Below are 22,748 nucleotides of genomic sequence, written 5' to 3' on the forward strand. Positions count from 1 at the left end.
TCCCAGATACCGAATCAACCTTTTATGCAATCAGAATTTACTGGTTTGGTTAGGCGGGTTTTTGTAGATTTTCTGTGGGAATCAAAGATTGTTGGTTAACCAGACCCTACGGAATTAATGACTAACTTTGCGTTCAGTAACTAAAGTCAAACTTACCCATTCACCCTTGTCATTGTAACTGCGAATCATCCGAAATCGCAAGTCAGGTTCTACCAACCAACCGGCCTCAAAAAATATAGGTTTTCTGGATTCAATTTTCACCGGACAAGTGCAAGAACCGCCATCGGGAAGCAGTAAAACCTGCACGGGTGTTACACCTTCGTTAAAATTAATCACAGAACCGTCTATGTGGCCGCTAGAACTGATCACGTTACCATTAGTGCCAAAAGTGATTTTTTGCATGAGCCGATCGCCATTTTGCAAATTCAATTGCAGTTTGGTAGAATAACGATCGGGTGAACGCCAGTCTGGATACATCGTCACAGCCTCGCCCTCCCATTCTCCCAGCAAATCCCCAACAGTTAAAGGCGGACGTTCGGGGACATTTTTATCGGGCTGCTTTTCGCGAATTAAGGTAAGTTGGGATAAATTGCCGTCGGTATTGTAGAGCTGAACGAAGCGCAACCGGCGATAATTGTAGATAAAACCAAACTCGGCACCCGACTCAGAATAAGGCGCTAGTTGAATAGTTCCCTGACAAAAATTTCCATTCTCAAAAAACAGGATATCTCGTCCCAAACTCTGATATTCTCGAACCAGTTCGCTGACTTCCGGTTCGCCGACACCGCTAGGATTGGGAGAGAAACGGCGCAGTTTCAACCGCACAGTTTTGTTATCGTTGAGTCCTTCGAGAGAAATAATGCTGGGAGTATCTTGAAGTATCTCTCCCCGCGTTGATAGCTGAGTGAAGGAACCGTGCCATTCTCCTAAGTTTTGCAGAAAGTTTTCCCACTGCGCTACCATATTCTTACCTTTGGATATATGTCTAAAAATAGAATTATAACTCTGCTGACGGATTTTGGATTGAGCGATGTTTATGTGGGAGTGATGAAAGGTGCGATCGCCCAAATCAACCCGCAGTTACAAGTGATTGACATTACGCACCAAATACCCTCCCAAAATATTGCGGCGGCGAGGTTTTGTTTGATGGCTGCTTTTGCTTATTTTCCAGCGGAAACTGTACACGTTGCTGTCGTCGATCCGGGTGTGGGTAGCAACAGACGCGCGGTGGCGGTGAAATGTGCTAGTTGCTTCCTTGTCGGGCCGGATAACGGGTTGTTTAGTGGGGTGTTGAGTCGCGAAAATGCGTTAGCGAAGCCCGTCCCTACGGGGGCTACGCCAACGAAGAGGATCGCCGTTGTGGAGCTCACCAACCCCAAATACTGGCGTACACCCGAACCCAGCAGCACGTTTCACGGTCGCGATATTTTCGCCACAGCGGGCGCTCATTTGGCGAATGGGGTGCCGTTGGAAGAGTTGGGAAGGGCGGTAAGCGCTGCAAGTTTAGTGCAGCTAGAGATACCAAATTGCGCCGTTACAGCCACAGGTGCGACAGGTTGCGTTCAATATGTCGATCGCTTCGGCAATCTAATTACCAATATCCCCAATAATTGCATTATAGGTAACAATTGGTCAGTGATAATTAGCAATAGTTGCGATCTAATTCGCATCCCCAGCGGTAAGACGTACAGCGACAGCAAGCCTGGTGATTTAATAGCCATAATTGGTTCTGACGGTTGGCTAGAAATTGCCGTTAACGGCGGCAGCGCTCAATCCGTTTTACAGCTAGAAGTTGGAGATAAAATAGAAATAATATTATCAGGTTCGTAGTGAGGACTTTAGTCCGCATCAAAGCAGACAGGACTAAAGTCCTTACTACGAACCTATTTATTCATCTAATTTTAGATTTTTCGGCAAAATCAACAACAGTTTTGCGGTATTCGCTGCTGTTAAAAAAAGCATCTCCATTATTATGCTTAGCATTAGGAACCAGCAAAATTTGCTTGGGTTCACCAGCAGCAGCATACAACTTTTCACTCATCGCAGCAGGAATCAAAGGATCGGCACTTCCGTGGGCGAACAAAACCGGAATTCGCAGCAATTTAACTTTGTTCAAAGAATCAAACTTTTGCGTCAGCAGCAGCCGCACCGGAAACAGCCGCATCAAACTTTGGCGTTCTACCATATCCAGCATGGAAGTGAAAGAACTTTGAACAATTAAGCCCGCAACTTTAGGATGTGTAACTGCTAATTCTACAGCAACAGCACCTCCGAGTGAATGGCCGTACAAAAAGATTTCGCTAGGCGACAATTGCCGCTGTTTGACTAAATAATTATAAGCTGTTTCCGCATCTTCATATATCCGCGCTTCGCTGGGAAAACTGCCTTGACTGCGCCCGTAACCCCGATAATCCATCAGCAATACAGAAAAACCCAATTCCCGAAAGCGGTAAGATTGATTGATATTCGTACCGATGTTAAAGCCCTTGCCGTGCAGGTACAATAGGGTTCCTAGTGGCTGTGGATTGGCGGTTGGCAGCCACCAACCGTGAATTTTGTCTGTTTTTGCGGTTTTGGGCGATCGCCCGTTAACTGGCAACCAAACCTCTTCGTAGGGGATTTTAAAGGCATCCGGTGTTTTTTGGATTGTAGGTGTTGGGTCAAAGATGAGACGAGTTTGCAGGCTAAACAATATTATGCAACAGAGGATGTAGGTGATCGTCCAAAACTTCACCAAAAATAATATCCATTTATGAAAATATCTGTATTTCTTTGGTAATTTGCTCATGGCGGTACAATTAGCGATCGGTGATTCAATAGCACTAAAAACAACTATTATCTCCCTTGAAGCACCACAATAAAGTCGGTTCGTAGTGAGGACTTCAGTCCGCGCGAAAGAAGGAATAAAGTCCGAACGATCGAACCATTTACTGAGCGAAAGAAGGACTAAAGTCCTGACTACGAACCATTTACTGCAAGTATCAGAAACCCGTTGAGTTCAAAAACCGGGTTTCTCATCTTTATCCAGCTACAACGAAATTAACCAACTTTCCAGGAACCACAATTACCTTTTTAATCTCCTTACCCTCCAGGTGGCGCTTCGCCAAATCCGACTCGCGGGCGTAATTTTCCAAAGCAGCTTTATCCGCACCCGAAGGCACTTGAATAGTGCCGCGCGTCTTACCCATAACTTGAATTACCAGCGTAATTTCATCAGTAACTAAAGCAGATGGATCTGCAACAGGCCAAGTTTGCAAATGTACTGATTCGCTGTTACCAATCAAATGCCACAATTCATCAGCAATGTGCGGCGAAAAAGGCGCTAACAGCAAAATTAAAGTGTTAATTCCCTCGGCATAAACGGGCGAATCCTTACATTTAGCATCAGCCAGCGCATTGTTCAACTTCATCATTTCGGAAACAGCAGTATTAAACTGATACTCGCCCTCCAAATCTTCTCGCACTTCCTTAATTGCCGTGTGAATCGCCCGCCGCAAATCCTTTTCAGCTTTACTTAGCAACTCTTTCTCCCCCCCTTGGGAAGGAATAGCAGAGGGTAAATTATCTTTCTCCCCCCCTTGGCAAGGGGGGGCTGGGGGGGGTGAAGCAAACTCTGTCACCACGCGCCAAACCCGATTTAAAAAGCGGAATTGTCCTTCCACATCAGCGTCATCCCACTCCAAATCCTTCTCCGGTGGCGCCTTGAATAAAATAAACATCCGCGCCGTATCAACCCCATATTTCCCCATAACTTCCAAGGGGTCAACACCGTTGTATTTAGATTTGGACATCTTCTCATAGAAGACTTCCAAAACTTCACCAGTTTGCGGATCTTTAGGATTTTCGGGGTCTACATCTGATGCGGAAACATATTTGCCAGTCACAGGATTTTTGTATGCTTTGGCTTGCACCATTCCTTGAGTTAACAAGCGTTTAAATGGTTCGTCGCAATCAATCAAACCCCGATCGCGCAAAACCTTCGTAAAGAACCGCGAATACAGCAAATGCAGGATTGCGTGCTCGATGCCGCCGACATATTGGTCAACAGGCATCCAATCATTCGTCTTCGCAGAATCGAAGACTTGCGCTTGATTTTGAGCATCAGGATAGCGCAAAAAATACCACGATGAATCCATAAAAGTATCCATCGTATCCGTTTCGCGCTGCGCCGGAGTGCCACAACTCGGACAAGGAACGTTTACCCATTCCGGCATCTTTGCCAAGGGCGAACCTTTGCCAGTAAATTGTACATTTTCCGGCAACAATACGGGTAAATCCGATTGTGGGACAGGCACTGTTCCGCATTTAGGACAGTGAATTACCGGAATCGGAGCGCCCCAATAACGCTGTCTAGAAATCAACCAATCTCTCAAGCGATATTGCACTCGCGCTTTGCCACAACCTGAATTTACGGCAGCTTGAATAATGGCGGCTTTGCCTTTAATTGAATCCATCCCGTTGAAGCTTTCGGAATTAATCATAATTCCTGGTTCGGTGTAAGCTTCCGTCAGCGGAACTTCATCATCATCCACAATTACTACTTTAATCGGTAGTTCATATTGATTGGCAAACTTGAAATCTCGCGTGTCGTGGGCGGGTACTCCCATGACTGCGCCGGTGCCGTATTCGTACAACACGTAATCCGCAATCCAAATCGGAATTTCTTCATCGTTGAAAGGGTTGATTGCTTTGCCACCTGTGGGGATACCGCGCTTTGGTTTGTCATCAGCCGTGCGATCCATTTCACTTTGCAATGCAACTTCTTTGATGAACGTATCAACAGCGGCTTTTTGGTCTGCCGTGGTCACTAGCTGAGTTAACGGATGTTCCGGCGCTAAAACAACATAACTCACGCCATAAATTGTATCGGGACGAGTGGTAAAAACGGCGACTTTTTCATCCATGCCGACAATGGGAAATTCTAAGTAAGCGCCGACAGATTTACCAATCCAGTTGGCTTGCATTAATTTGACTCTTTCGGGCCAATCTGGCAATTTATCTAAGTCGTTTAATAACTGTTCGGCGTAATCGGTAATTTTGAGGAACCACTGCCGCAATAATTTGCGCTCGACTTTGGCACCGGAACGCCAGGAACGACCTTCGTTGTCTACTTGTTCGTTGGCTAAGACGGTTTGGTCGATCGGATCCCAATTAACTGCGGCTTCTTTCTGATATGCTAATCCTGCTTCTAAAAATTGCAAAAACAGCCACTGAGTCCACCGATAATAATCGGGAGAACAGGTTGTAACTTCTTTTGTCCAGTCGAAAGAAATACCCAGGCGGCGAAACAAGCCTTTCATCTGGGAAATGTTTTGATATGTCCATTCTGCGGGGGGAATTCCGCGCTCGATGGCCGCATTTTCTGCCGGCAAACCAAAAGCGTCCCATCCCATGGGATTGAGTACGCGATAGCCTTGCATCCGCTTGAGTCTGGCAATTACATCGATGATTGTGTAGTTGCGGACGTGCCCCATGTGCAGGCTTCCCGACGGGTAGGGAAACATGGATAAGGCATAAAATTTAGGCTTTTCGGTATCTTCTGGCATTTGGTCTAAGTTTTGCTCAGCCCATGTCTGTTGCCATTTTTCTTCTATGGATTGGGGGTTGTATCTGGAGTCCACAGTAATTGCTCCGTGCAGAGTTTAATAAAGTTGGCTTCAGTATTTTTGCACATTCATGGGGCCGCGATTAGGATTCTTTTGCACCCCCAAGGATTTTGGCTCTAATATCTGTATTATATATTGTAGTATATGAATTTTGAGTTGGGGGCGATTTCTAGGTTAAAAGAATCAGACTTATGTACGGGTGGTCAGAAACCGGGTTTTTACGAGAATACTTGGTTACAGTCGATAAAACCCCAAAAAACCCGGTTTCTTGGGTCGGAAATGGGTGTTCAGAAACCGGGTTTTTACGAGAATACTTGGTTACAGTCGATAAAACCCCAAAAAACCCGGCTTCTTTAGTCAGAAATGCTTTATTCAGTTGACTGTTGACTGTTGACAGTTGACAAAAGAAGGAAGAGGATTGGAGTAATTAATAGTCTTCTTTTAATTTATCCTTAAAAAGTAGAGGCTTTAAACCAATTCTTTCTGGTAATTCCTAAAAGCATAAATAACTGCAATTGCCAGAAAGCAGATTTATTTGATAAATCTGCTTTGTTAGCATTTATTCCTGCTTAGATGCTATCAGGATCGATGTTCAATTCCCGCAGTTTTGCAGCTAAAAGTTGAGACCTTTGAGCTGCTTGTTGAGCCTTGAGAGCTTCTTGTTCGGCACGCTGAAATTCTTGTTCGGCACGCTCAGATTCTTGTTCGGCACGCTGAAATTCTTGTTCTGCGCGCCGTCGCTCTAATAGCCGCTGTGCATTTATTTCGGAATAGGAAAGAAATCTTTCTCCATCAGGGCGATAGATTTCCAAACCTTCTTCTGGCAACTCAAATCGCACTCCCAGTCTGGGACTTGTCCATCCCTCCATTGGTTCAATTGGTTCTAAGATTCCTTCAAGTCTTTGCCAACCTTCCAGCTCATTTGTTTGCGGATCGTAAACGTAATACTCGTCAACTCCATAACGCTGGTAAAATGAAAATTTTTTATTCATTTTAGTTTGGCTGTCGTTGTGGGAGCGAATCTCAAAGACGACTTGGGGAGCAATATTGTCTTCGCGAGATTGTATGTAGGAAAGTCGATCGCCTTTTGGTCGGCCAAATATCACCATCGTATCTGGTGCTTGAGAAATATCTGGTCTACCTTCAACCGGATACCAGAGTAAATCTGCTGCTACAAACACGTTGGGGTCATCTTCAAACAGCGATTCGCAACCTTCTTTGATTGTGACAATTAATTTGTATTGAATTGTACTTTCTGCCATTGGTTGACCGTCGCTGGATGGATAAATAATTTCTTCGGTTGTGACTTGCATTGTGGTTGTCTCCGAGAAGTATCTCAGCTTAATTATACTATTGTTGGAAGCAGGGATATCGGGTGAGGAATTAGCCAAAGCCTAAGTTCCTCAAGATAGAAGATTCAAAAGAGGGAGCAGCGGCGCTTTAAGGCTTGTTGTAAAATCGTGTTATAGAGTTTTTCCTTAACAGTATAAGCTCCGAATCTTTCCAAGTGGGGATTGTTCATTTGAGCGTCGAATAGTAGATAAGATCGATCGCGCAATCTCTCCACCAACTTCACCATCGCCACCTTAGAACCCTCGGGAATCCGGTAAAACATCGATTCCCCGATAAACGCGCCACCTATAGACAATCCCAAAATACCGCCCGCCAATTCGTCGCCGCACCAAGTCTCGAAGCTGTACGCCCAACCAGCCTCATACAATCCCCAGTAAATCTGCTTGAGTTCCTTAGAAATCCACGTCGTTTCTCGATCGGCACAACCCTCAACCACCGCCCCAAAATCGCGGTTTACAGCCACCGAAAACCGTTCTTGATTCAATGCCCGGCGGAGCGATCGCGGATAGATAAATCTCTCATCCAGGGGTATCAGCGCCCGCTGGCGGCTCGAATACCACCCCAAACTCTCCTCGCCGTCATTCGCCATCAAGAAATAGCCTTGCGCGTATCCCTGTATAATTGACGGTATATCATATTGCATAAATTTATCAGTTGTCATGTTTGCCGCTAACTTTTCAAAGTCAACATTAGCAATTACGAATAATCATGTCTGAAACCATCCAACCTATTACCTTGCCGCCCGCCCAAAACCCCGAGCAAGAAGGCCAATGGCTCCAAGAAACGCTGCTGGCATGGCTAGACTCCGAGTTTATCCCAGAAGCAGCCAACCAGCAAATAGCTAAAAGAGCAGCCCAAATCTACCTCCGCCAGCGCATGGAAGGCGAAAACGATTTGGGCAGCCTCGTAATTGCGATCGTCACCGAAATGCAGGCCTATGATTTTTCTAAAAGCTTTTACGGCGAATTTGCGATCGCCAATGCCGTCAGCGACTTATTACTCGAAAGTCTCGGTATCGATAAATGCTGCGGCCAATGAAGCAAGAAGGTTCGGCAACGGATTTTGTAACCGATGTAACGGATGTCTAAAGGAAGAAGTAGGAAGAAGCAAGAAGGACAAAGCAAGAAGGAAGTTTGAGCTGAAATCTGAAACAAAAATAAACCCCAAACATAATCTTGCAGATTATTTATAAGTTTTTTTCCTTCTTCCTTCTTCCTTTTTCCTTCTTCCTTCAGACTAATGACAACTAACAAATATTAACTGTCAACTGTCAACTGTCAACTGTCAACTGACTTCTACCAGCTAGACTTCACAACACCGGGCAAAAGACCTTCGTGAGCCATTTCTCGCATCATGTTCCGAGACAGTCCGAAATCGCGGTAGTAACCCCTGGGGCGACCTGTAGCCCAGCAGCGGTTCCGCAAGCGAGTCCGCGAACTGCCGCGGGGTAGCTGTTGCAGTTGGCGGTGAATCGCCATTTTGTCCATCTGGTTCGCTGCTTGGTCGAACTGATCTTTCAGGTCTTCGCGCTTGTCAGCGTACTTGTCTACGAGTCTTTGGCGCTTTTTCTCGCGCTCGACCATGCTCTTTTTAGCCATAATCTGTTGATATCCTTAGATAAATCACAATCTACTATTTTACTATATTTTGGTGGTTTTAGATCATTTTTATTTTAATTACTTTTTTTGTTGACAAGATTTTTGCAACAGGTAAGATGCCTTTTCCACAATTATTTAAGCTTTTTTGCAACAGGCAAGATGCCTGTTCCACAATTATTTCTGTTGTTTTGCAACAGGCAAGATGACTATTTCACAATCATTTCTGTTGTTTTGTGGGACAGGAATCTTGCCTGTCCCTGAAATTAATAAAACATCTAACTATTAGCAGAAGGGCACAAATCTGCAAGTTCACAAATATGGCAAATCGGCTTTCTCGCATTACAAACTGCTCGACCGTGATACACCAACCGAATTGACCAATTTTCCCAATCCGGCTGCGGCAACAATAGCATCAAATCCCGCTCGATCCGAATTGGATCGGCGTGTTCAGTCAATCCCAACCGCTGACTCAAACGCTTGACGTGAGTGTCTACCGTCACGCCCTGATGAATATCAAAAGCGTGGGCGAGGACGACATTAGCGGTTTTGCGGGCAACTCCGGGCAATTCTAGCAGCAGTTCCATTTGCTGCGGCACTTGATTGTTGAATTTATTGACGATCGCCCAACAAGCAGCTTTAATATTTTTAGACTTATTCCGGTAAAAACCAGTCGATCGCACCAGACGCTCCAATTCATCCAAATCAGCATTTGCCAAAGCCTCCGCATCCGGGAAACGCTCAAACAAAGCCGGCGTTACCAGATTTACGCGCTCATCCGTACACTGAGCCGCCAGAATCGTCGCCACCATCAACTGCACGGGAGTTTCGTAGTTGAGAGTGCAAGGGGCTTCTGGATACAGCCGTTTGAGGCGAATCAGAATTTCGAGCGATTTTTGTTTTAAACTTAACTTTTTAGTCATCAGTCATTGGTCATCAGTCATTGGTCATCAGTCATCAGTCATTAGTTATATTCTTGCCGGTGACATCGGAATTATACAGTGCTGTCCCCGCTCGCGAGTCGCGATCGCGAGCGGGGACAGCACTATAAAATCAAAACTGAGATACTCCCAATTTAATCTTAGTCATTTACAACTGATTGAGGTCAATTCCCATGTCTCGGAGCCGAGCTTCTAAAGCTTGCGAGCGCGATCGTTCTTGCTCCAGCAAAACTTCTGCCTGTTCGGCCCTTTGCCGTTCTTGTTCGGCCCTTTGCCGTTCTTGTTCAGCCCTTTGCCGTTCTTGTTCGGCCCTTAATTCTGCTTGTTCTCGAAGTTGAGCGAGTTCCACAAAACTCACAAACGGTGTTCCATCAGGGCTGAATATTTGTAGTTCAGTTTCTGATAGTTGAAACCGCACTCCCATTCTTGGACTTACCCAGCCGTTTACTTCTTCGATTGGTTCTAACCGTTCCTCTCGGCGCTGCCATATAGTTAAATCCACATTCGCCGGATCGTACAGATAATATTCTTCTACGCCGTACTGTTCGTAAAATCTCAGTTTTTGGAGCATCGGAGTCAGCCGATTTCCCGGCGACCAAATTTCAAACGCCACTTGCGGCACAATGTTCTCTTCATGCCATTGTTGGTAGGAGCCTCGATAACCTTTCGGTCTTCCGAAGACTACCATCGCATCTGGCGCTTGAGAAATCTTGTTATTTCCTTCTACTGGATACCACAGTAAGTTTCCCGCTACAAAAACATCAGCCATGCTGGCAAATAACAGTTCTAAATTTTCTTTGATCCACACGATCAATCTAAACTGTTCGGTATTATCTGACATTGGTTCGCCGTTATCATCTGGATAGATAATCTTTGCTTTTTCGGGAGATTGCAGTTGTGTGACCATTGCTATTTCTCCAATTTTACTGGTTAATTTATAGCCTTTCTCAGAAAGATGAGGTACGCATGGGCATGGGGCATAGGGCATGGGGCATAGGGCATAAGATTAGCGGGCATACCTCACTTTTTTGAGAAAGGCTGTATATTAGTCAGCAGTCATCAGCTATGTAATAACTAATGGCTGCTGACTGCTGTTCGCGAGCGGGGACAGCACTATGACTGCTGACAACGAACAACTGTCAACTGTCAACTGTCAACTGCCAATTGACAACTACCAACTGACTACTGTTGTCGGAGAGTTCGCATCAAATCAAAGCCTGCCAAATTAGCAGTATCGCGAACAATCAAGAAAATTCCCAAACCCAACAACAACACCAAACCAGTCTGCATCACATTTTCTTGAATGCGGTTTGGCAGAGGCTTGCCCCGCAGTCCTTCTATTAATAGAAAAGCTAGCTGACCGCCATCTAAAGCAGGCAAAGGCAAGATATTAATCACAGCCAAATTTATACTAATTAATACCGCAAACTGAAACAAATTCGCAGCATCCGATCGCGCAATTCCTGCACCAATGGCTACAATTGCCACAGGCCCGGACAACTTTTCAGCAGTCTGACTGAAATTGCTAAGTAACTGCCCGAAACCTTGAAACGTCAGCACTACAATTCGCTCAAACTCAGTTGCAGCCTGGCTAAATGCCTCTACAATTCCTGCCCGCTGCCGCACGACGGTACCGTTAGAAGTTAGCTGCACGCCAATCTTACCTTTACCGTCGGAGGACAATTCGGGAGTTACTGTCACCACAAATTTTTGTTCTTCGCGCTGAATTTCTAGGGCCAGGGGTTGATTGGGATGATCTTGGATGGCTGAGACTAAAGATTTGATTGCTTCGCGGTTCGCGCCCAATTCCTTGCCATCAACGGACAGAACAATGTCGCCCGATCGAATTCCCGCTTGGAAGGCCGCCGAACTAACTTCCGCAGCGACTTCCGGGACTTTAACTCCCGGTAGGTAGTTCATAGATGCAGCGCCAACCGTGGTTAATTGCACCACCAGCAGGAAGTAAGCAAAAATTAAGTTGGCAATTACTCCTGCACTAATGACGATCGCCCGATCGATCACAGGGCGGTTCCGCAGCAAATTCGGGTCATTGGGGGGAATAGTGCTGTCTGGATCGTCATCCGGGAAACCCACGAAACCTCCCAGGGGAAAGGCGCGGAGGGCATATTCAGTTTCCGGGCCTTGGTACTTCCACAAAATGGGCCCGAAACCGATGGAGAAGCGGTTGACGTGAATGTGTTGAAGTCTCGCCGCCAGGAAGTGGCCGAGTTCGTGAACGACAATCAAGATACCTAAAACTGCGATCGCTGCCAAAACTGACATGAAGGATTCCACTAACACTTTTACTTGACTTTGATTTATTTTAATATCTTTTTAATGTAGGCGGCTTGGGATCGACAATTTTCAGTCAAACTGGAAGATGGCATTTTAAGCTAACGTCCGGGCCAGATCGCGCGGGCCCTCGCGATCTGGCTTGTGTAGATTTTGGTCAAATGTGCGATATACACTACGAAACTAAACATTAGTCCGTAGTCAGTTGTTAGTTGCTAGTTGTTGGTCTAATCACAAATAACCAATTCCCCATTACCAATTCCCCATTACCAATTCCCCATTACCAATTCCCAATAATGAAAGACACTTCTTTGAATATTATCGCTATTTCTATCTTCGCCATCACCGTTTCGATAATATTGGGCCCCCTATTCAACCTACCAGAGGCCGTACCTGCGATCGCCACCTTTTGCCTGTTGGGGCTAGCCACCCTCGACAGTTTCCAGTGGCAAGGTCAAGGCGGTACAATATTAGTAGATTTGCTGGGGGGAAGTTCTAAAGAAAAGCGCGATCGTATCCTCCACCACGAAGCCGGACACTTCCTCGTCGCCCACCTGTTGGGAATTCCCGTAACCAGCTACGCCCTCAACGCTCTTGAAGCATTCAAACAAGGTCAAACAGCCCAAGGCGGCGTCCGATTTGCAGACCAACAACTAGCATCTCAACTCGAAAACGGCACTCTTTCCGTCCAACTTTTAGACCAATACTGCACCGTCTGGATGGCCGGAATAGTCGCCGAAAAAGTTGTTTACGGCAACGCCATAGGAGGAGCAGAAGACCGTACAAAAATCAGCGCAATTTTAACACAACTACGCCGTCCCGTTTCCGAAATTCAACTCAAACAAAACTGGGGCTCGCTGCGAGCAAAAACCCTAATCGAAAGCCATCAATCCGCTTACGAAGCCCTAGTCGCAGCCATGGAAAAAAGAGCAACCGTCGCTGAATGCTGCGACATCATCCAACAAAATTTGTAGCACACAACTTGTGCACTCTGGCTTCTTGAACCCAGTTTATTTGTAGGTGTCTCACTCAAGCCCGGATTTTGCCTAGAAATCTGGTTTAATAGCATTAATTTTATCGCAATTAAAAAATCATGTCACAATCAAAACTTTTCGCAACCAAACTGCAAACAGCCAACCCCAATCAAGAAAAATTGCTGCGGCTGTTAGGTTTCCGCATCGACCCCGACACCGAAGTACCTAATCTGTATACTCTCATTGTCTGTGGAGAAGAAGAACCGCCTTTAGTAGCTGGCGGTCAACTTGTATTTTTTACCCGTCCACAACTAGCGATTAATGCTCTCAAACTGTGCGATATCGATGTCAGCGAACTGGGAACACCACCCACACAAATAGACGCTATTTGCGACATTGCAGAAACCCTGTACTTGCTCGATGCAGAAGATATTGACGAATCAGGGATTATGCTTAACTGTTTGAACGCGCTGTTAAATTTAGTAAAAGTCACATTAACACCCATGCCCACAAATTACAAACGCGTGCTTTATGCTTTTGCAGACCACCTGAATATTGATGAAGAGTTTGCCAGTTTTTTAGCTGAAGAGGACATCCAGCGTTCGGAGATGGTTAACGCTATTTTATGGTGTGTGGGAGCCATTACCGTCAAATCTAGATTGCTAACCTAGTAATTTTAGATTTAGAATTTTCAATTGAATAATTCACAACATTCAAAGATTTCAACTTATTACTTTCAACCAGGTCATTCCTAGATGCCACTGTCACATTAAATCAAGGTACGTAGTTGCGCTTGGGCGCTCTTATATTTAAGCGCTCAAACGCAACAAGTGACCCAAAAAATAGTTCCATAAAAGTTCCAGTTGCGTCCAGGACTCAAGGATTGCTATAGGTGCATAAGTCCAATTATCAATGGCAAATTCTCAATTGCCAATCACAAATCATTCAAATGTGCGATCGAATTTCTGTCGCTTGGTGCGGGCGGGTTTAGTTCGATTGTTGGTGGGAATTAAAGATTGTTGGTAAAACCTGCCTCTACTATTCAATTACCAATTACCAATTACCAATTACGAAATCTTCAGAAAAGTCCCGATCGCAAAAAAAAACTTAGTATTACAGCTTAACGCGAGTTATACTCCTATTGGAAAGACTGCGATCGCCCAAAAATCCCGAAATCATCGCCCAAAAATCCCGAAACAAAAGTTTATGACCAACACTTCCCCCCCTGAAAGGGCCGCCGACAACCCAGAAACCAAAAAACTCAGTTTCTCCACAAAGTTAGCATACGGTGCGGGAGACCTTGGCCCCGCAATTACTGCGAATGTTCTGGTGTTTTTCCTGCTGTTTTTCTTTACCAACGTGGCTGGCTTGGCTGCGGGGACTGCTAGTAACATTTTGCTAATTGGCAAGGTTTGGGATGCGGTAAATGACCCAATTGTGGGGGTTTTGAGCGATCGCACCTCTCACCCCTGGGGCCGCCGCTATCCTTGGATGGTTTACGGCGCAATTCCTTTCGGCATCTTCTTCTTTTTGCAGTGGATTGTTCCCAGCAAAGATCCTACGATATTGTTTTGGTACTATGTGGCGATCGGCATATTGTTTAACACAGCCTACACCGCCGTCAACCTGCCTTACACCGCCCTCACCCCAGAATTAACCCAAGACTACAACGAACGCACTAGCCTTAACAGTTTCCGGTTTACTTTCTCGATCGGCGGCAGCATTTTGTCATTAATTATCGCGCAAATTATCTTTGCCTTAGTTAAAGATGACACCCAAAAATACTTAATATTAGGCGCCATCTGTACAGTAATTTCAGTATTGCCTTTGTACTGGTGCTTTTTCGGAACCCGAAAACACGTCCTCTCTCAATTGCAAGACAATCCCGTAGAAGACAATTCAACCTCTTTGCCGATAGGAGAACAGTTGCGGATTGCATTTAACAATCGCCCTTTTTTGTACGTAATTGGAATTTATCTCTGTTCTTGGCTGGGAGTGCAATTAACTGCTTCGATTTTGCCTTACTTTGTCATCAACTGGATGAATCTGCCGCCAGCAACTTTTACCCAAACTGCGATCGCAGTTCAAGGCACCGCACTCGCCATGTTATTTGTTTGGAGTAGAGTTAGCGAACGCTATGGCAAAAAAGCTGTTTATTTTATGGGCATGAGTTTGTGGATTATCGCCCAAGCCGGACTGTTTTTCCTACAACCCGGACAAGTCGTCCAGATGTACCTGTTAGCAGTTATGGCTGGTGTGGGAGTTTCTACTGCTTATCTTGTACCTTGGTCGATGATACCGGATGTGATTGAACTCGACGAACTCCAAACAGGCGAAAGACGCGAAGGCGTGTTCTATTCGTTTATGGTGTTGCTGCAAAAAATTGGTTTGGCGATCGGCTTGTGGTTGGTAGGTCAAGCATTAGAACAAGCTGGATTTCTCGCTACTGTTCAGGGACAGGCTGCGCCTGTACAGCCCGATTCTGCCCTGTTCGCGATTCGAGTTGCGATCGGGCCACTGCCCACAATTGCTTTAATCTGCGGCATGATTCTTACATATTTCTATCCGATTACCCGCGAAGTTCACGCAGAGATTTTGTTGAAACTTCGAGAAAAGAAAGCACATAATCTGTAATATTCAATAGACTTTAATTGCATTTGTGCGCTCTCTAATCAGCGTTAATGAGCGGTTGTTGTATCAAGGAAATATTTATGCAATCCAAGTCTAATGAGTATCACAAAATAACACTTTTCAAAAGCTCATACGGCTGAGATTCCAGAACAATTATCGGATTGCTTGCCAACTATTTGTATCCTCTTACCCGAAAGAATTGGTTGAAAGCCGGAACCCTTGTATGGAGAAATTAAAATCCGACTATTCATTAATCCAATCCTCTTCCTTCCTTTGTCAAGTGCTGTCCCAAGTCAACTGTCAACTGAATGAAGAACGTGTTATAAACCTCTTTCATCGGTTAATCCCAAAAAACACCCCGTTGCGGGTTTCCGGCTAATATTGATATAGCTCTCATAGTAGGATGGCGAATCATAGCGATGGTTTTAGCAAGAGTGGAAAAGCCCAGAAACCCCATGTTTCAGCGACAAAACATCACATCGCCCAGCGCCATCCGCCCGGTAGCAAAACCCAGAAGCCTTGAGTTTTTCCAAATGTCGATCGACTTTGTATTAACAAAATATTAATTTTTATGTCGTTTGCCCATTATATAGATCGGTGGGTGATATAATGTTAGCGCAGTTTAATTATATAAACTTAAAAAGCAATCCAGATCTTAAAAAAGTTGACAATTAAAAGATAAAGACAGATTTTTGTCGGAAATTGATTGGATTAGTTGTCGTTCCACAAATAGGCCCAATGGTGTTAATTATATCTACGTATAAAATGCAAAACTTTTTAGCCGATCGGTTCGTGGGTAAGTTAACAGGTAGTGCTGCTATTGGTGGCGATCTCAAAAATGGCAGAGATGACAAGGCAATACCAGGGCGATCGGCCCCCCGCGTGTGGCGTAAAATTGTAAAATTTTGGTAAAGTTATGGCGCGAGCTGCGGTGAAGGTCAGGGATACCAGAAAAACTTGGTAGAGTCACCGATAAACCAGGAATACAAGCAGAACACAGCCGCCAGAAATACAGTCGGAGACAACTCTCTCTTGAGTTAGTAAAACAACATTTGCAGCCGGCACAAGATATGAATTTAGTTATTTTTGTATATTATGTGAAAGTAGTGAGAACTATTGGCAGGAAATAGAACCAACCAACCCAGAATCTCCTGTGATATCCTGAAGTCAAGGGTGAAAGTATCAACCAGAAGGCTCGCAGAACCAAGCTGATTTTACCAAAACAATATGAAAGAGGTCAACATGGAAAAAGAACATGACGCTCATATCGTACCAATTAGCAACCAGAGCAGACAGGTGCAGCAATTTCCCGTTGACGAGGGAGAAGAGTTAAGCGGGGCACCCCAGAAAGGATTGAATCTAAAGCCCTTGTTCAGGACTTTTCAACGACAAGCCCTAGTCATCATTGCGATTGTAGCCCTAGCAGGCGGTGCAGTTTATTATAAGGTCAAGGGAGGCAAGAAAACATATCAAGGCGATTTTCGGATACTGGTGGAACCCGTGACAACGGAGGCAAGACTTACCGACGCATCTGCCCTCGCCAATCGCGGTGAGGGGGGTGGAGTGCCTAATCGAGAATTTTTTAGTTTGGACTATCCAACTCAGCTTCAAATTCTCCAGAGTCCTCAGATGCTGTCGGCTATTACCAAACAAGTCCAACAAAAATATCCAAAAATGACCGAGGAACTTCTTAAAAAAGGATTACTCGTGTTGCGCCTCGGAGAAAATGAGTTGACGCAAACTAAAATTTTGGAAGTTCGTTTCCTCGGGCAAGAGCCTGACTTAGTTCAGTTCGTTTTAGAAGAAACTAAAAAGAAATATTTAAAGTACAGCCTTGACGAACGCAAGACTCGCATTGGTCAAGGTGTTAATTTTATTGAAAACCAGCTTCCGGCACTCAACAAGCGCGTAAATGACCTGAAGTCTGAGTTACAGATGATACAGCAGCAGCAAAAAATTACCGATCCTAAAGAACAAGGCGCGCAATTGATCGTGCAAGTTCGCGCTATGGAAACTTTAGAGTTAGAAACTCAAAGGCTACTCCAGGAACAGAGAATGCTGTACGCTAACTTGCAAAAACAATTAGATTTTACACCAAATGAAGCTATTGCGGCTTCAGCTTTAAGTGAAGAACCTCAATATAAAGAGTTGCTGACCAAGGTTAAGGAAGTAGAAGGTCAGATTGCTGTAGAAACAGCTCGTTTTAAATCTGCTAACCCTATAGTAGAAGCTTTAGAGCGCAAGCGGGCAAATTTAGTAGCTTTGCTCAACAAGCAAACCGATCGCATTTTGGGGCAAAATTTGGTAGGCTCTCAAGCCAATTCTAAAGTTCAGAATTTTCAAAACTCGATTCGCATAGGCTTGATCAAACAATTGGTGGATACTGCGAACCAAGTTCAAGTCTTAGAAGCTCGCAGTCAGGCGATCGCCCAAAGTAAAGAAGAGTTGACCCGAAAATTAAGAGATTTTCCGATTGTAGCTCGTCGCTACAACGAACTGCAACAGCAATTAGACATAGCCTCCACCAGCCGCCAGCAACTTTTAACTCAGCGGGAAACTCTGCGCGTCCAAGCAGCCCAAAGCCAAATACCTTGGGAAATTATTTCTCAACCCCAGATACCCAAAGATATCAAATCAGGCAAATTTATTCCAGTTGCATCGAAAAGTACAAACAACTTTGTGATGGGAATTTTTGGAGGACTCGTGTTCGGTCTGGGAGCGGCTATTCTTATTGAAAAAATCCGCAATGTTTTCTACTGTGCTGATGACATTAAAGATGCGTTTGATGCGCCTTTATTGGGAGTAATTCCTCGTGACAAAAATGCTAAAAAATTTCCGCCTTCTATTGCTAATGCCTATGCTTATCTTGAAGGCAAACAGGGGAATCATAAAAATGCTTCGGAATTTATAGAAGCTTTTGACTCTCTTTATACTAATATCCGCTTTCTTTCTTCAAATCGAACGATTAGCTCTTTGGTAGTTGGTTCGGCTACAGTTGGCGAAGGCAAATCTACCGTTGCTTTAAATCTAGCCCACGTGGCAGCGCTGGCGGGTCAGCGAGTGCTGTTGGTAGACGCGAACTTGCATTCACCCAGCCTGCATAGGCTGTTGGAACTGCCTAATGTCAATGGATTGAGCAACTTGCTCGAAAATAAAAATGAACCGGATGAAATTATCCAGCGATCGCACCTAGCAGATAATCTGTTTGTATTAACAGCCGGTATTCCTGTCCCCGGTACTGCCAGACGGCTTGCCTCATCTCAAATGCAGTATTTAATGGAAGAACTGCACGCAACATTTGACTTAGTTATCTATGATACGCCACCGCTGGTTGACAGTAAAGATACGAATTTTTTAGCAGCGCGCACAGATGGAATACTGATGGTTGTATCAGTTCGCCAGGTGAAGTCTTCTGTAGTCAAAACAGTTTTCAGTCAATTAGAAAATTTTGGCATACCCTGCTTGGGCACCGTGGCTAATAATCCTACCAAAGGCAAGAAGTATCAAATATCTAAATCATCATCACTTGTGGAAGATAAACATGAATATTTGAATTTGGCACCAGTACCGTCAGGCATCCACAAACTAGCTCCCAAAAAAGAATGAGATTCAGTTGACAGTTGACAGTTGACAGTTGACAGTTGACAGTTGACAGTTGACAGTTGACAGTTGACAGTTGACCGTTGACAGTTGACCGTTGGTATAAGAGTAAAAAAGATGACCCACCCCAAAATTTTACACTCCTGTTCAAGTTCCCAGATTCTCTGCGCTGCAAGTCAATCTCAAATCTAAAATCGGCTGGTAGCGGACTAATTCGCATCTGGCTTGGTGGGAAATGTGACAGTAAAATTAGTCCAGCCCTTGCTGCTTTCAACCTCAATTTTTCCCTGTAACTGTTCCACAAGTTTTTGAACCAAAGCTAAACCCAAACCTGTACCTCCTTGTTTCCAGGGATCGGCATTGGGAACTCGATAAAATTTATCGAAAATTCGAGGCAATTCTTCGATCGCAATGGAAGATTGATTGCTGAATGTAAATTGAATTTCCGAAGCCCTAACACTTGCTTGTGCGGAATTTTTCCCGCTTTCTGCTTTTTCCCCGTCTCCCTTTTTGCACTCAACTTTCAAAGAGATTTCGCCCTCATTGGCAGTATACTTGCAGGCATTGTTGAGGAGTTCTGCTAAAATCCGTCCCAAACTAGCGCGGTTGGAACTGATCGTGGGGAGGTGGCGATCGCACTCTACTCGCAAATGCTGGTGGCGGTTCTGGGCTCGCGTGTAAAACGGGTCGATAATCGTAGGCAGCCACACATCTAAGTTTACTGGTTCGAGGTCAATCGGACAAGTTGCTGCTTCGAGCCGCTGCAAATCGAGCAAAGCATTAATCAAATCGGTTTCTCTAGTACATTCTGTTTCTAAAATTTCTAAATAAATCTGGCGTCGGTCTGGGGTGGGAGAAATTCTCAGCATATGAATAGCCATTTTCATATTAGATAAAGGCGTCCGCAATTCGTGAGAAACCGTGCTGAGAAATTCATCTTTTAGAACGTTTAAATGCTGGAGTTCCTGCACTTTTTGTTGCAATTGGGTGGTGCGTTCTTGGACTTGGCGTTCGAGGTCGGCATTGAGATTTTGTACTTGCTGGTAGAGTTGGGCTTGCTGAATGGCGATCGCGATTTGAGTTGCCAGTTGCAGCAGCAAATCCAATTCCGAAGCCTGCCACTTCCGGGATTTGGAACACTGATGAACCCACATCATCCCCCACAAATTGCCGTCTTGCAAAATTGGTACAATTAAATAAGATTTGATTTGCGCTTGCTGCAACCGCGCATATTTTTCGGCACTCAAACTAGCTTTGTCGATGTCTGAGACGGCATAGATCTCCTGTTCGATCGCAAATGCAGCTTCCTGCCAAATATTGTCTGGCATGATTTCTCCCAAGATAGAAGACCACTTGGGGGCAACGGATTCTGCCACAAAAATGCCAAAATTGCTCGACTCCCAACGCACGATCGCTACTCTGTCGGCTTGCAAAACTTGCCGGACTTCATCGACGCTGGCGTTGAGAATTTCTTCGAGGTTTAAGGATTGGTGAATCCGGAAGGAAATTTGAGTTAACAGCCGATCGCGCTGCACCTGTTCGTGGAGTTTGGCAGTCCGTTCGCGCACCTGCTGTTCCAATTTAGCATTGCGGCTTTGCAGCAGTTCCAATTTTTCCGATTGCAGTTGATAAACCGACTGCTGCAACTGTTTGACAACTCGGTACATTTCGGTCGGATCGAGAACTCTGAGCAAGCTGGTTTGAGTAATAATTCCCAGCAGTTCTCCGCGCCCGCCGCACACGACCAACCGCTGCACTTGTTGCTGCTGCATTTGTTTGTGCGCCGTCCACAGGGAATCGGAAGGTTCCAGAAATTGCAGGGGAGTTCTCATGACTTTTTGAGCTGGAGTTTGCTCGAAATTTAGTTCGAGATACTGTGCTTGCACGATGTCGTATTCGGTAACAATTCCCAAAGGTTGGTGAAAGGAATAGTGAAAAACGGAGGTAGAGTCCTCTTTGGGCTTCTCCATTGTTAATTCTTTGTTTTTGGTAATGACTACGCAACTGACTTGATGCTCGGACATCAGTTCGCTTATGCTCAGCAGCGAGGCGGTGTGGGGCGCTGTAATTGGCGTAGTCATCAATTCTGCTACCCGCCGCAATTTGAGAATGTTGGAAGGTTGCAATACTTGGCGAATTCTTTCCCGCGTCAGCACTCCTACCAAGTGCCGGAATTGATTGACAATAGGCAAATAGCGAATTCGGTGCTGGCGAAATAACGATAAAGCGGTAAACACGTCTTGATCGTCGGATTCTGTGAGGGAAACCGACACGGGGGACATGACTTCGGCAATTGGTATTTTGTGGAGGGCTACTTTTTGCAGGCTGTTTATTTTGCCAGAAGCAATCAGCCTCACTAAGTCGGCGGGGGTTAATATGCCGATTAACAGCCCGCGACTGGGGTTTTCGGATAAGTTGCCTGTGGTGATAGTCTGCTGGTTCTGCACGACGAGGACGCAGCGGGCCCGCACCTTGTCCGGCGGTGATGATTCGGTCATCGCCCCCTTGTCTGAGGGTAAAGGCCCTTTGACTAGGGGACAACTGTTTTGCAACTGACTCATCAGGGCGATCGCCACTGCTAAGGAAGTTTCTGGCCCGGCAGTTAGGGGGTAGCGGTCGATCGCTTGTTCTAAGGCTGAGGAGTAAAAGGGCGGGTGATAAAAGGGCATAGTTAATTGCAGGTGATCGGAGGACGGGTAATACCATTTTCGATTTTTGATTTTCGATTGGGAATAGCTTATTACATAACGGTTTGGAGCTTCCCTAGAGTTGCATTATTTTGTGAAAATGGTATAACAATTGGGCAAAGCCTTAGGTAAGGGCCCAAACACCTCGCCTGTGGTTGAATTTTAAATAATAGACTTGCTGCTATACAAATCCTAGACAAGTCTAGACATTTGCTTCTTACTTCATCGGGAGCATGGGAGCGGTTATCCCTCGGTAAGCTTTCACGATGAAAGCCTTCCACAGTTGTAAGTCCTTTCTGCCCGTGGCATATCTTGAATATGTCCGCAGTTTGAACAAGTTTTACTCGAAGGAAACCAGCGATCAGCAATGATTACTTCACAGCCAAACTTTTTAGCTTTGTATTCCAGTTGACGTTTGAATTCATAGAATCCACAATCCGCGATGACTTGAGCTAGCTTGTGATTAGACAGTAACCCAGAAACATTTAAATCTTCTACTACTATCGTTGCGTGGTTTTTGCCTAAGTAAGTAGTAATTTGATGGAGAGTATTTTTTCTGAGATTCGCTACTTTAGCATGATGTTTTGCTAACCTTTGTTTCGCCTTAAATCTATTGCTAGAGCCTTTCGTCTTTCTCGATAATTCCTTTGACAGTCTACGCAACTTACTGAGATGCGTTTTGTAATGCTTTGGGTTAGGGAAAACAACTCCCGTCGAAAGGGTTGCCAACTCTTTAACTCCTAGGTCAACACCCACGACATCGTGTTGCTTTACAGTTGGTTCATACTCCTGTTCGTAGGCAAAAGCAATAAACCAACTGTCGGCGGTACGTGAAATAGTGATTGACTTACAGGTAGTGTGAGGCAATCCTTCGTAGGTTTTTACCCAACCGATTGTTGGTAGCTTTATGGACGTACCACCTACCGGGATTGGTTTACCACCTGCATCTATCGTGAAAGAATCATGATGACCCTTTTTCTTGAATTTGGGATATCCAGCTTTTTTTGAGAAAAATAAGGAGAAGGAATCACCAAGATTGTCGAAAGCATATTGAGTTATCTTCTGGCAA

18 protein-coding genes are annotated in these 22,748 nt (G+C 45.0%); 7 read left to right on the forward strand and 11 right to left on the reverse strand.

The window, feature by feature from the left end; genetic code table 11:
- Positions 1-114 precede the first annotated feature (114 nt).
- Complete coding sequence (locus JGK22_RS26325; RefSeq protein ID WP_293277440.1) at positions 115-963, reverse strand: DUF3598 family protein; 849 nt, start codon at positions 961-963, stop codon at positions 115-117.
- Positions 964-981: 18 nt separating this feature from the next.
- Between JGK22_RS26325 and JGK22_RS26330 the strand changes: the two genes are divergently transcribed.
- On the forward strand, positions 982-1,830 hold the full coding sequence (locus JGK22_RS26330) for an SAM-dependent chlorinase/fluorinase (protein ID WP_293277441.1): 849 nt from the start codon (positions 982-984) through the stop codon (positions 1,828-1,830).
- A 61-nt stretch (positions 1,831-1,891) separates the two neighbouring features.
- On the opposite strand, the gene JGK22_RS26335 is transcribed toward JGK22_RS26330, so the two are convergent.
- The 4 genes from JGK22_RS26335 to aat form a co-directional block, all read right to left on the reverse strand.
- Positions 1,892-2,788: an alpha/beta fold hydrolase gene (locus tag JGK22_RS26335; protein WP_293314101.1), complete on the reverse strand. Its 897-nt coding sequence runs from the start codon at positions 2,786-2,788 to the stop codon at positions 1,892-1,894.
- A gap of 232 nt (positions 2,789-3,020) precedes the next feature.
- Positions 3,021-5,621 (reverse strand): leucine--tRNA ligase, encoded by a 2,601-nt coding sequence (gene leuS / locus JGK22_RS26340; RefSeq protein ID WP_293206246.1) that lies wholly within the window; start codon positions 5,619-5,621, stop codon positions 3,021-3,023.
- A 554-nt stretch (positions 5,622-6,175) separates the two neighbouring features.
- Positions 6,176-6,919 carry a Uma2 family endonuclease gene (locus JGK22_RS26345; RefSeq protein ID WP_293175227.1) on the reverse strand — a complete coding sequence of 248 codons (744 nt, stop codon included), beginning with the start codon at positions 6,917-6,919 and terminating at the stop codon, positions 6,176-6,178.
- Positions 6,920-7,023: 104 nt separating this feature from the next.
- Positions 7,024-7,602: a leucyl/phenylalanyl-tRNA--protein transferase gene (gene aat, locus JGK22_RS26350; RefSeq protein WP_293193042.1), complete on the reverse strand. Its 579-nt coding sequence runs from the start codon at positions 7,600-7,602 to the stop codon at positions 7,024-7,026.
- Positions 7,603-7,667: 65 nt separating this feature from the next.
- Between aat and JGK22_RS26355 the strand changes: the two genes are divergently transcribed.
- Entirely contained in the window at positions 7,668-7,997 is a 330-nt protein-coding gene (locus tag JGK22_RS26355; RefSeq protein ID WP_293142731.1) for a hypothetical protein, read from the forward strand.
- A 257-nt stretch (positions 7,998-8,254) separates the two neighbouring features.
- Here JGK22_RS26355 and rpsN read toward each other — a convergent pair whose 3' ends face one another.
- The 4 genes from rpsN to rseP form a co-directional block, all read right to left on the reverse strand.
- The gene (rpsN, locus tag JGK22_RS26360) at positions 8,255-8,557 is read right to left on the reverse strand and encodes a 30S ribosomal protein S14 (protein WP_265235916.1); all 303 of its coding nucleotides are present in this window, start codon (positions 8,555-8,557) and stop codon (positions 8,255-8,257) included.
- Between the two features lie 275 nt (positions 8,558-8,832).
- On the reverse strand, positions 8,833-9,477 hold the full coding sequence (gene nth / locus JGK22_RS26365) for an endonuclease III (protein WP_293175225.1): 645 nt from the start codon (positions 9,475-9,477) through the stop codon (positions 8,833-8,835).
- A gap of 166 nt (positions 9,478-9,643) precedes the next feature.
- Positions 9,644-10,402, reverse strand: a complete 759-nt coding sequence (locus tag JGK22_RS26370; RefSeq protein WP_293175223.1) for a Uma2 family endonuclease — start codon at positions 10,400-10,402, stop codon at positions 9,644-9,646.
- 275 nt (positions 10,403-10,677) lie between these two features.
- Entirely contained in the window at positions 10,678-11,778 is a 1,101-nt protein-coding gene (gene rseP / locus JGK22_RS26375) for an RIP metalloprotease RseP (RefSeq protein WP_293206249.1), read from the reverse strand.
- 305 nt (positions 11,779-12,083) lie between these two features.
- On the opposite strand from rseP, the gene JGK22_RS26380 reads away from it, so the two are divergent.
- The 5 genes from JGK22_RS26380 to JGK22_RS26400 all read left to right on the forward strand — a co-directional run bounded on the left by JGK22_RS26380 (position 12,084) and on the right by JGK22_RS26400 (position 18,998).
- Positions 12,084-12,761 (forward strand): ATP-dependent Zn protease, encoded by a 678-nt coding sequence (locus JGK22_RS26380; RefSeq protein WP_293206252.1) that lies wholly within the window; start codon positions 12,084-12,086, stop codon positions 12,759-12,761.
- Between the two features lie 119 nt (positions 12,762-12,880).
- Entirely contained in the window at positions 12,881-13,432 is a 552-nt protein-coding gene (locus tag JGK22_RS26385; protein WP_293142754.1) for a hypothetical protein, read from the forward strand.
- Between the two features lie 535 nt (positions 13,433-13,967).
- Complete coding sequence (locus JGK22_RS26390) at positions 13,968-15,395, forward strand: MFS transporter (RefSeq protein ID WP_293175217.1); 1,428 nt, start codon at positions 13,968-13,970, stop codon at positions 15,393-15,395.
- Positions 15,396-16,157: 762 nt separating this feature from the next.
- On the forward strand, positions 16,158-16,304 hold the full coding sequence (locus JGK22_RS26395) for a hypothetical protein (protein ID WP_293175215.1): 147 nt from the start codon (positions 16,158-16,160) through the stop codon (positions 16,302-16,304).
- Between the two features lie 315 nt (positions 16,305-16,619).
- Positions 16,620-18,998 (forward strand): tyrosine-protein kinase domain-containing protein, encoded by a 2,379-nt coding sequence (locus tag JGK22_RS26400; protein ID WP_293195969.1) that lies wholly within the window; start codon positions 16,620-16,622, stop codon positions 18,996-18,998.
- A gap of 203 nt (positions 18,999-19,201) precedes the next feature.
- Here the strand turns inward: JGK22_RS26400 and JGK22_RS26405 are convergent, their stop codons facing one another.
- On the reverse strand, positions 19,202-21,661 hold the full coding sequence (locus tag JGK22_RS26405) for a CBS domain-containing protein (protein ID WP_293193037.1): 2,460 nt from the start codon (positions 21,659-21,661) through the stop codon (positions 19,202-19,204).
- A 279-nt stretch (positions 21,662-21,940) separates the two neighbouring features.
- The coding region (locus JGK22_RS26410; protein ID WP_293279057.1) for an RNA-guided endonuclease TnpB family protein at positions 21,941-22,748 on the reverse strand (808 nt) is incomplete at its 5' end.

Source organism: Microcoleus sp. PH2017_08_TRC_O_A, from assembly GCF_020738665.1.
Classification (GTDB): Bacteria; Cyanobacteriota; Cyanobacteriia; order Cyanobacteriales; family Microcoleaceae; genus Microcoleus.

Bases quoted from the DNA above. Each gene is read 5' to 3' on its own strand.
- JGK22_RS26325 (WP_293277440.1), bottom strand. From the start codon at position 963: ATGGTAGCGCAGTGGGAAAACTTTCTGCAAAACTTAGGAGAATGGCAC.
- JGK22_RS26330 (WP_293277441.1), top strand. From the start codon at position 982: ATGTCTAAAAATAGAATTATAACTCTGCTGACGGATTTTGGATTGAGC.
- JGK22_RS26335 (WP_293314101.1), bottom strand. From the start codon at position 2,788: ATGAGCAAATTACCAAAGAAATACAGATATTTTCATAAATGGATATTA.
- JGK22_RS26345 (WP_293175227.1), bottom strand. From the start codon at position 6,919: ATGCAAGTCACAACCGAAGAAATTATTTATCCATCCAGCGACGGTCAA.
- aat (WP_293193042.1), bottom strand. From the start codon at position 7,602: ATGCAATATGATATACCGTCAATTATACAGGGATACGCGCAAGGCTAT.
- JGK22_RS26355 (WP_293142731.1), top strand. From the start codon at position 7,668: ATGTCTGAAACCATCCAACCTATTACCTTGCCGCCCGCCCAAAACCCC.
- rpsN (WP_265235916.1), bottom strand. From the start codon at position 8,557: ATGGCTAAAAAGAGCATGGTCGAGCGCGAGAAAAAGCGCCAAAGACTC.
- nth (WP_293175225.1), bottom strand. From the start codon at position 9,477: ATGACTAAAAAGTTAAGTTTAAAACAAAAATCGCTCGAAATTCTGATT.
- JGK22_RS26370 (WP_293175223.1), bottom strand. From the start codon at position 10,402: ATGGTCACACAACTGCAATCTCCCGAAAAAGCAAAGATTATCTATCCA.
- rseP (WP_293206249.1), bottom strand. From the start codon at position 11,778: ATGTCAGTTTTGGCAGCGATCGCAGTTTTAGGTATCTTGATTGTCGTT.
- JGK22_RS26380 (WP_293206252.1), top strand. From the start codon at position 12,084: ATGAAAGACACTTCTTTGAATATTATCGCTATTTCTATCTTCGCCATC.
- JGK22_RS26385 (WP_293142754.1), top strand. From the start codon at position 12,881: ATGTCACAATCAAAACTTTTCGCAACCAAACTGCAAACAGCCAACCCC.
- JGK22_RS26390 (WP_293175217.1), top strand. From the start codon at position 13,968: ATGACCAACACTTCCCCCCCTGAAAGGGCCGCCGACAACCCAGAAACC.
- JGK22_RS26395 (WP_293175215.1), top strand. From the start codon at position 16,158: ATGCAAAACTTTTTAGCCGATCGGTTCGTGGGTAAGTTAACAGGTAGT.
- JGK22_RS26400 (WP_293195969.1), top strand. From the start codon at position 16,620: ATGAAAGAGGTCAACATGGAAAAAGAACATGACGCTCATATCGTACCA.
- JGK22_RS26405 (WP_293193037.1), bottom strand. From the start codon at position 21,661: ATGCCCTTTTATCACCCGCCCTTTTACTCCTCAGCCTTAGAACAAGCG.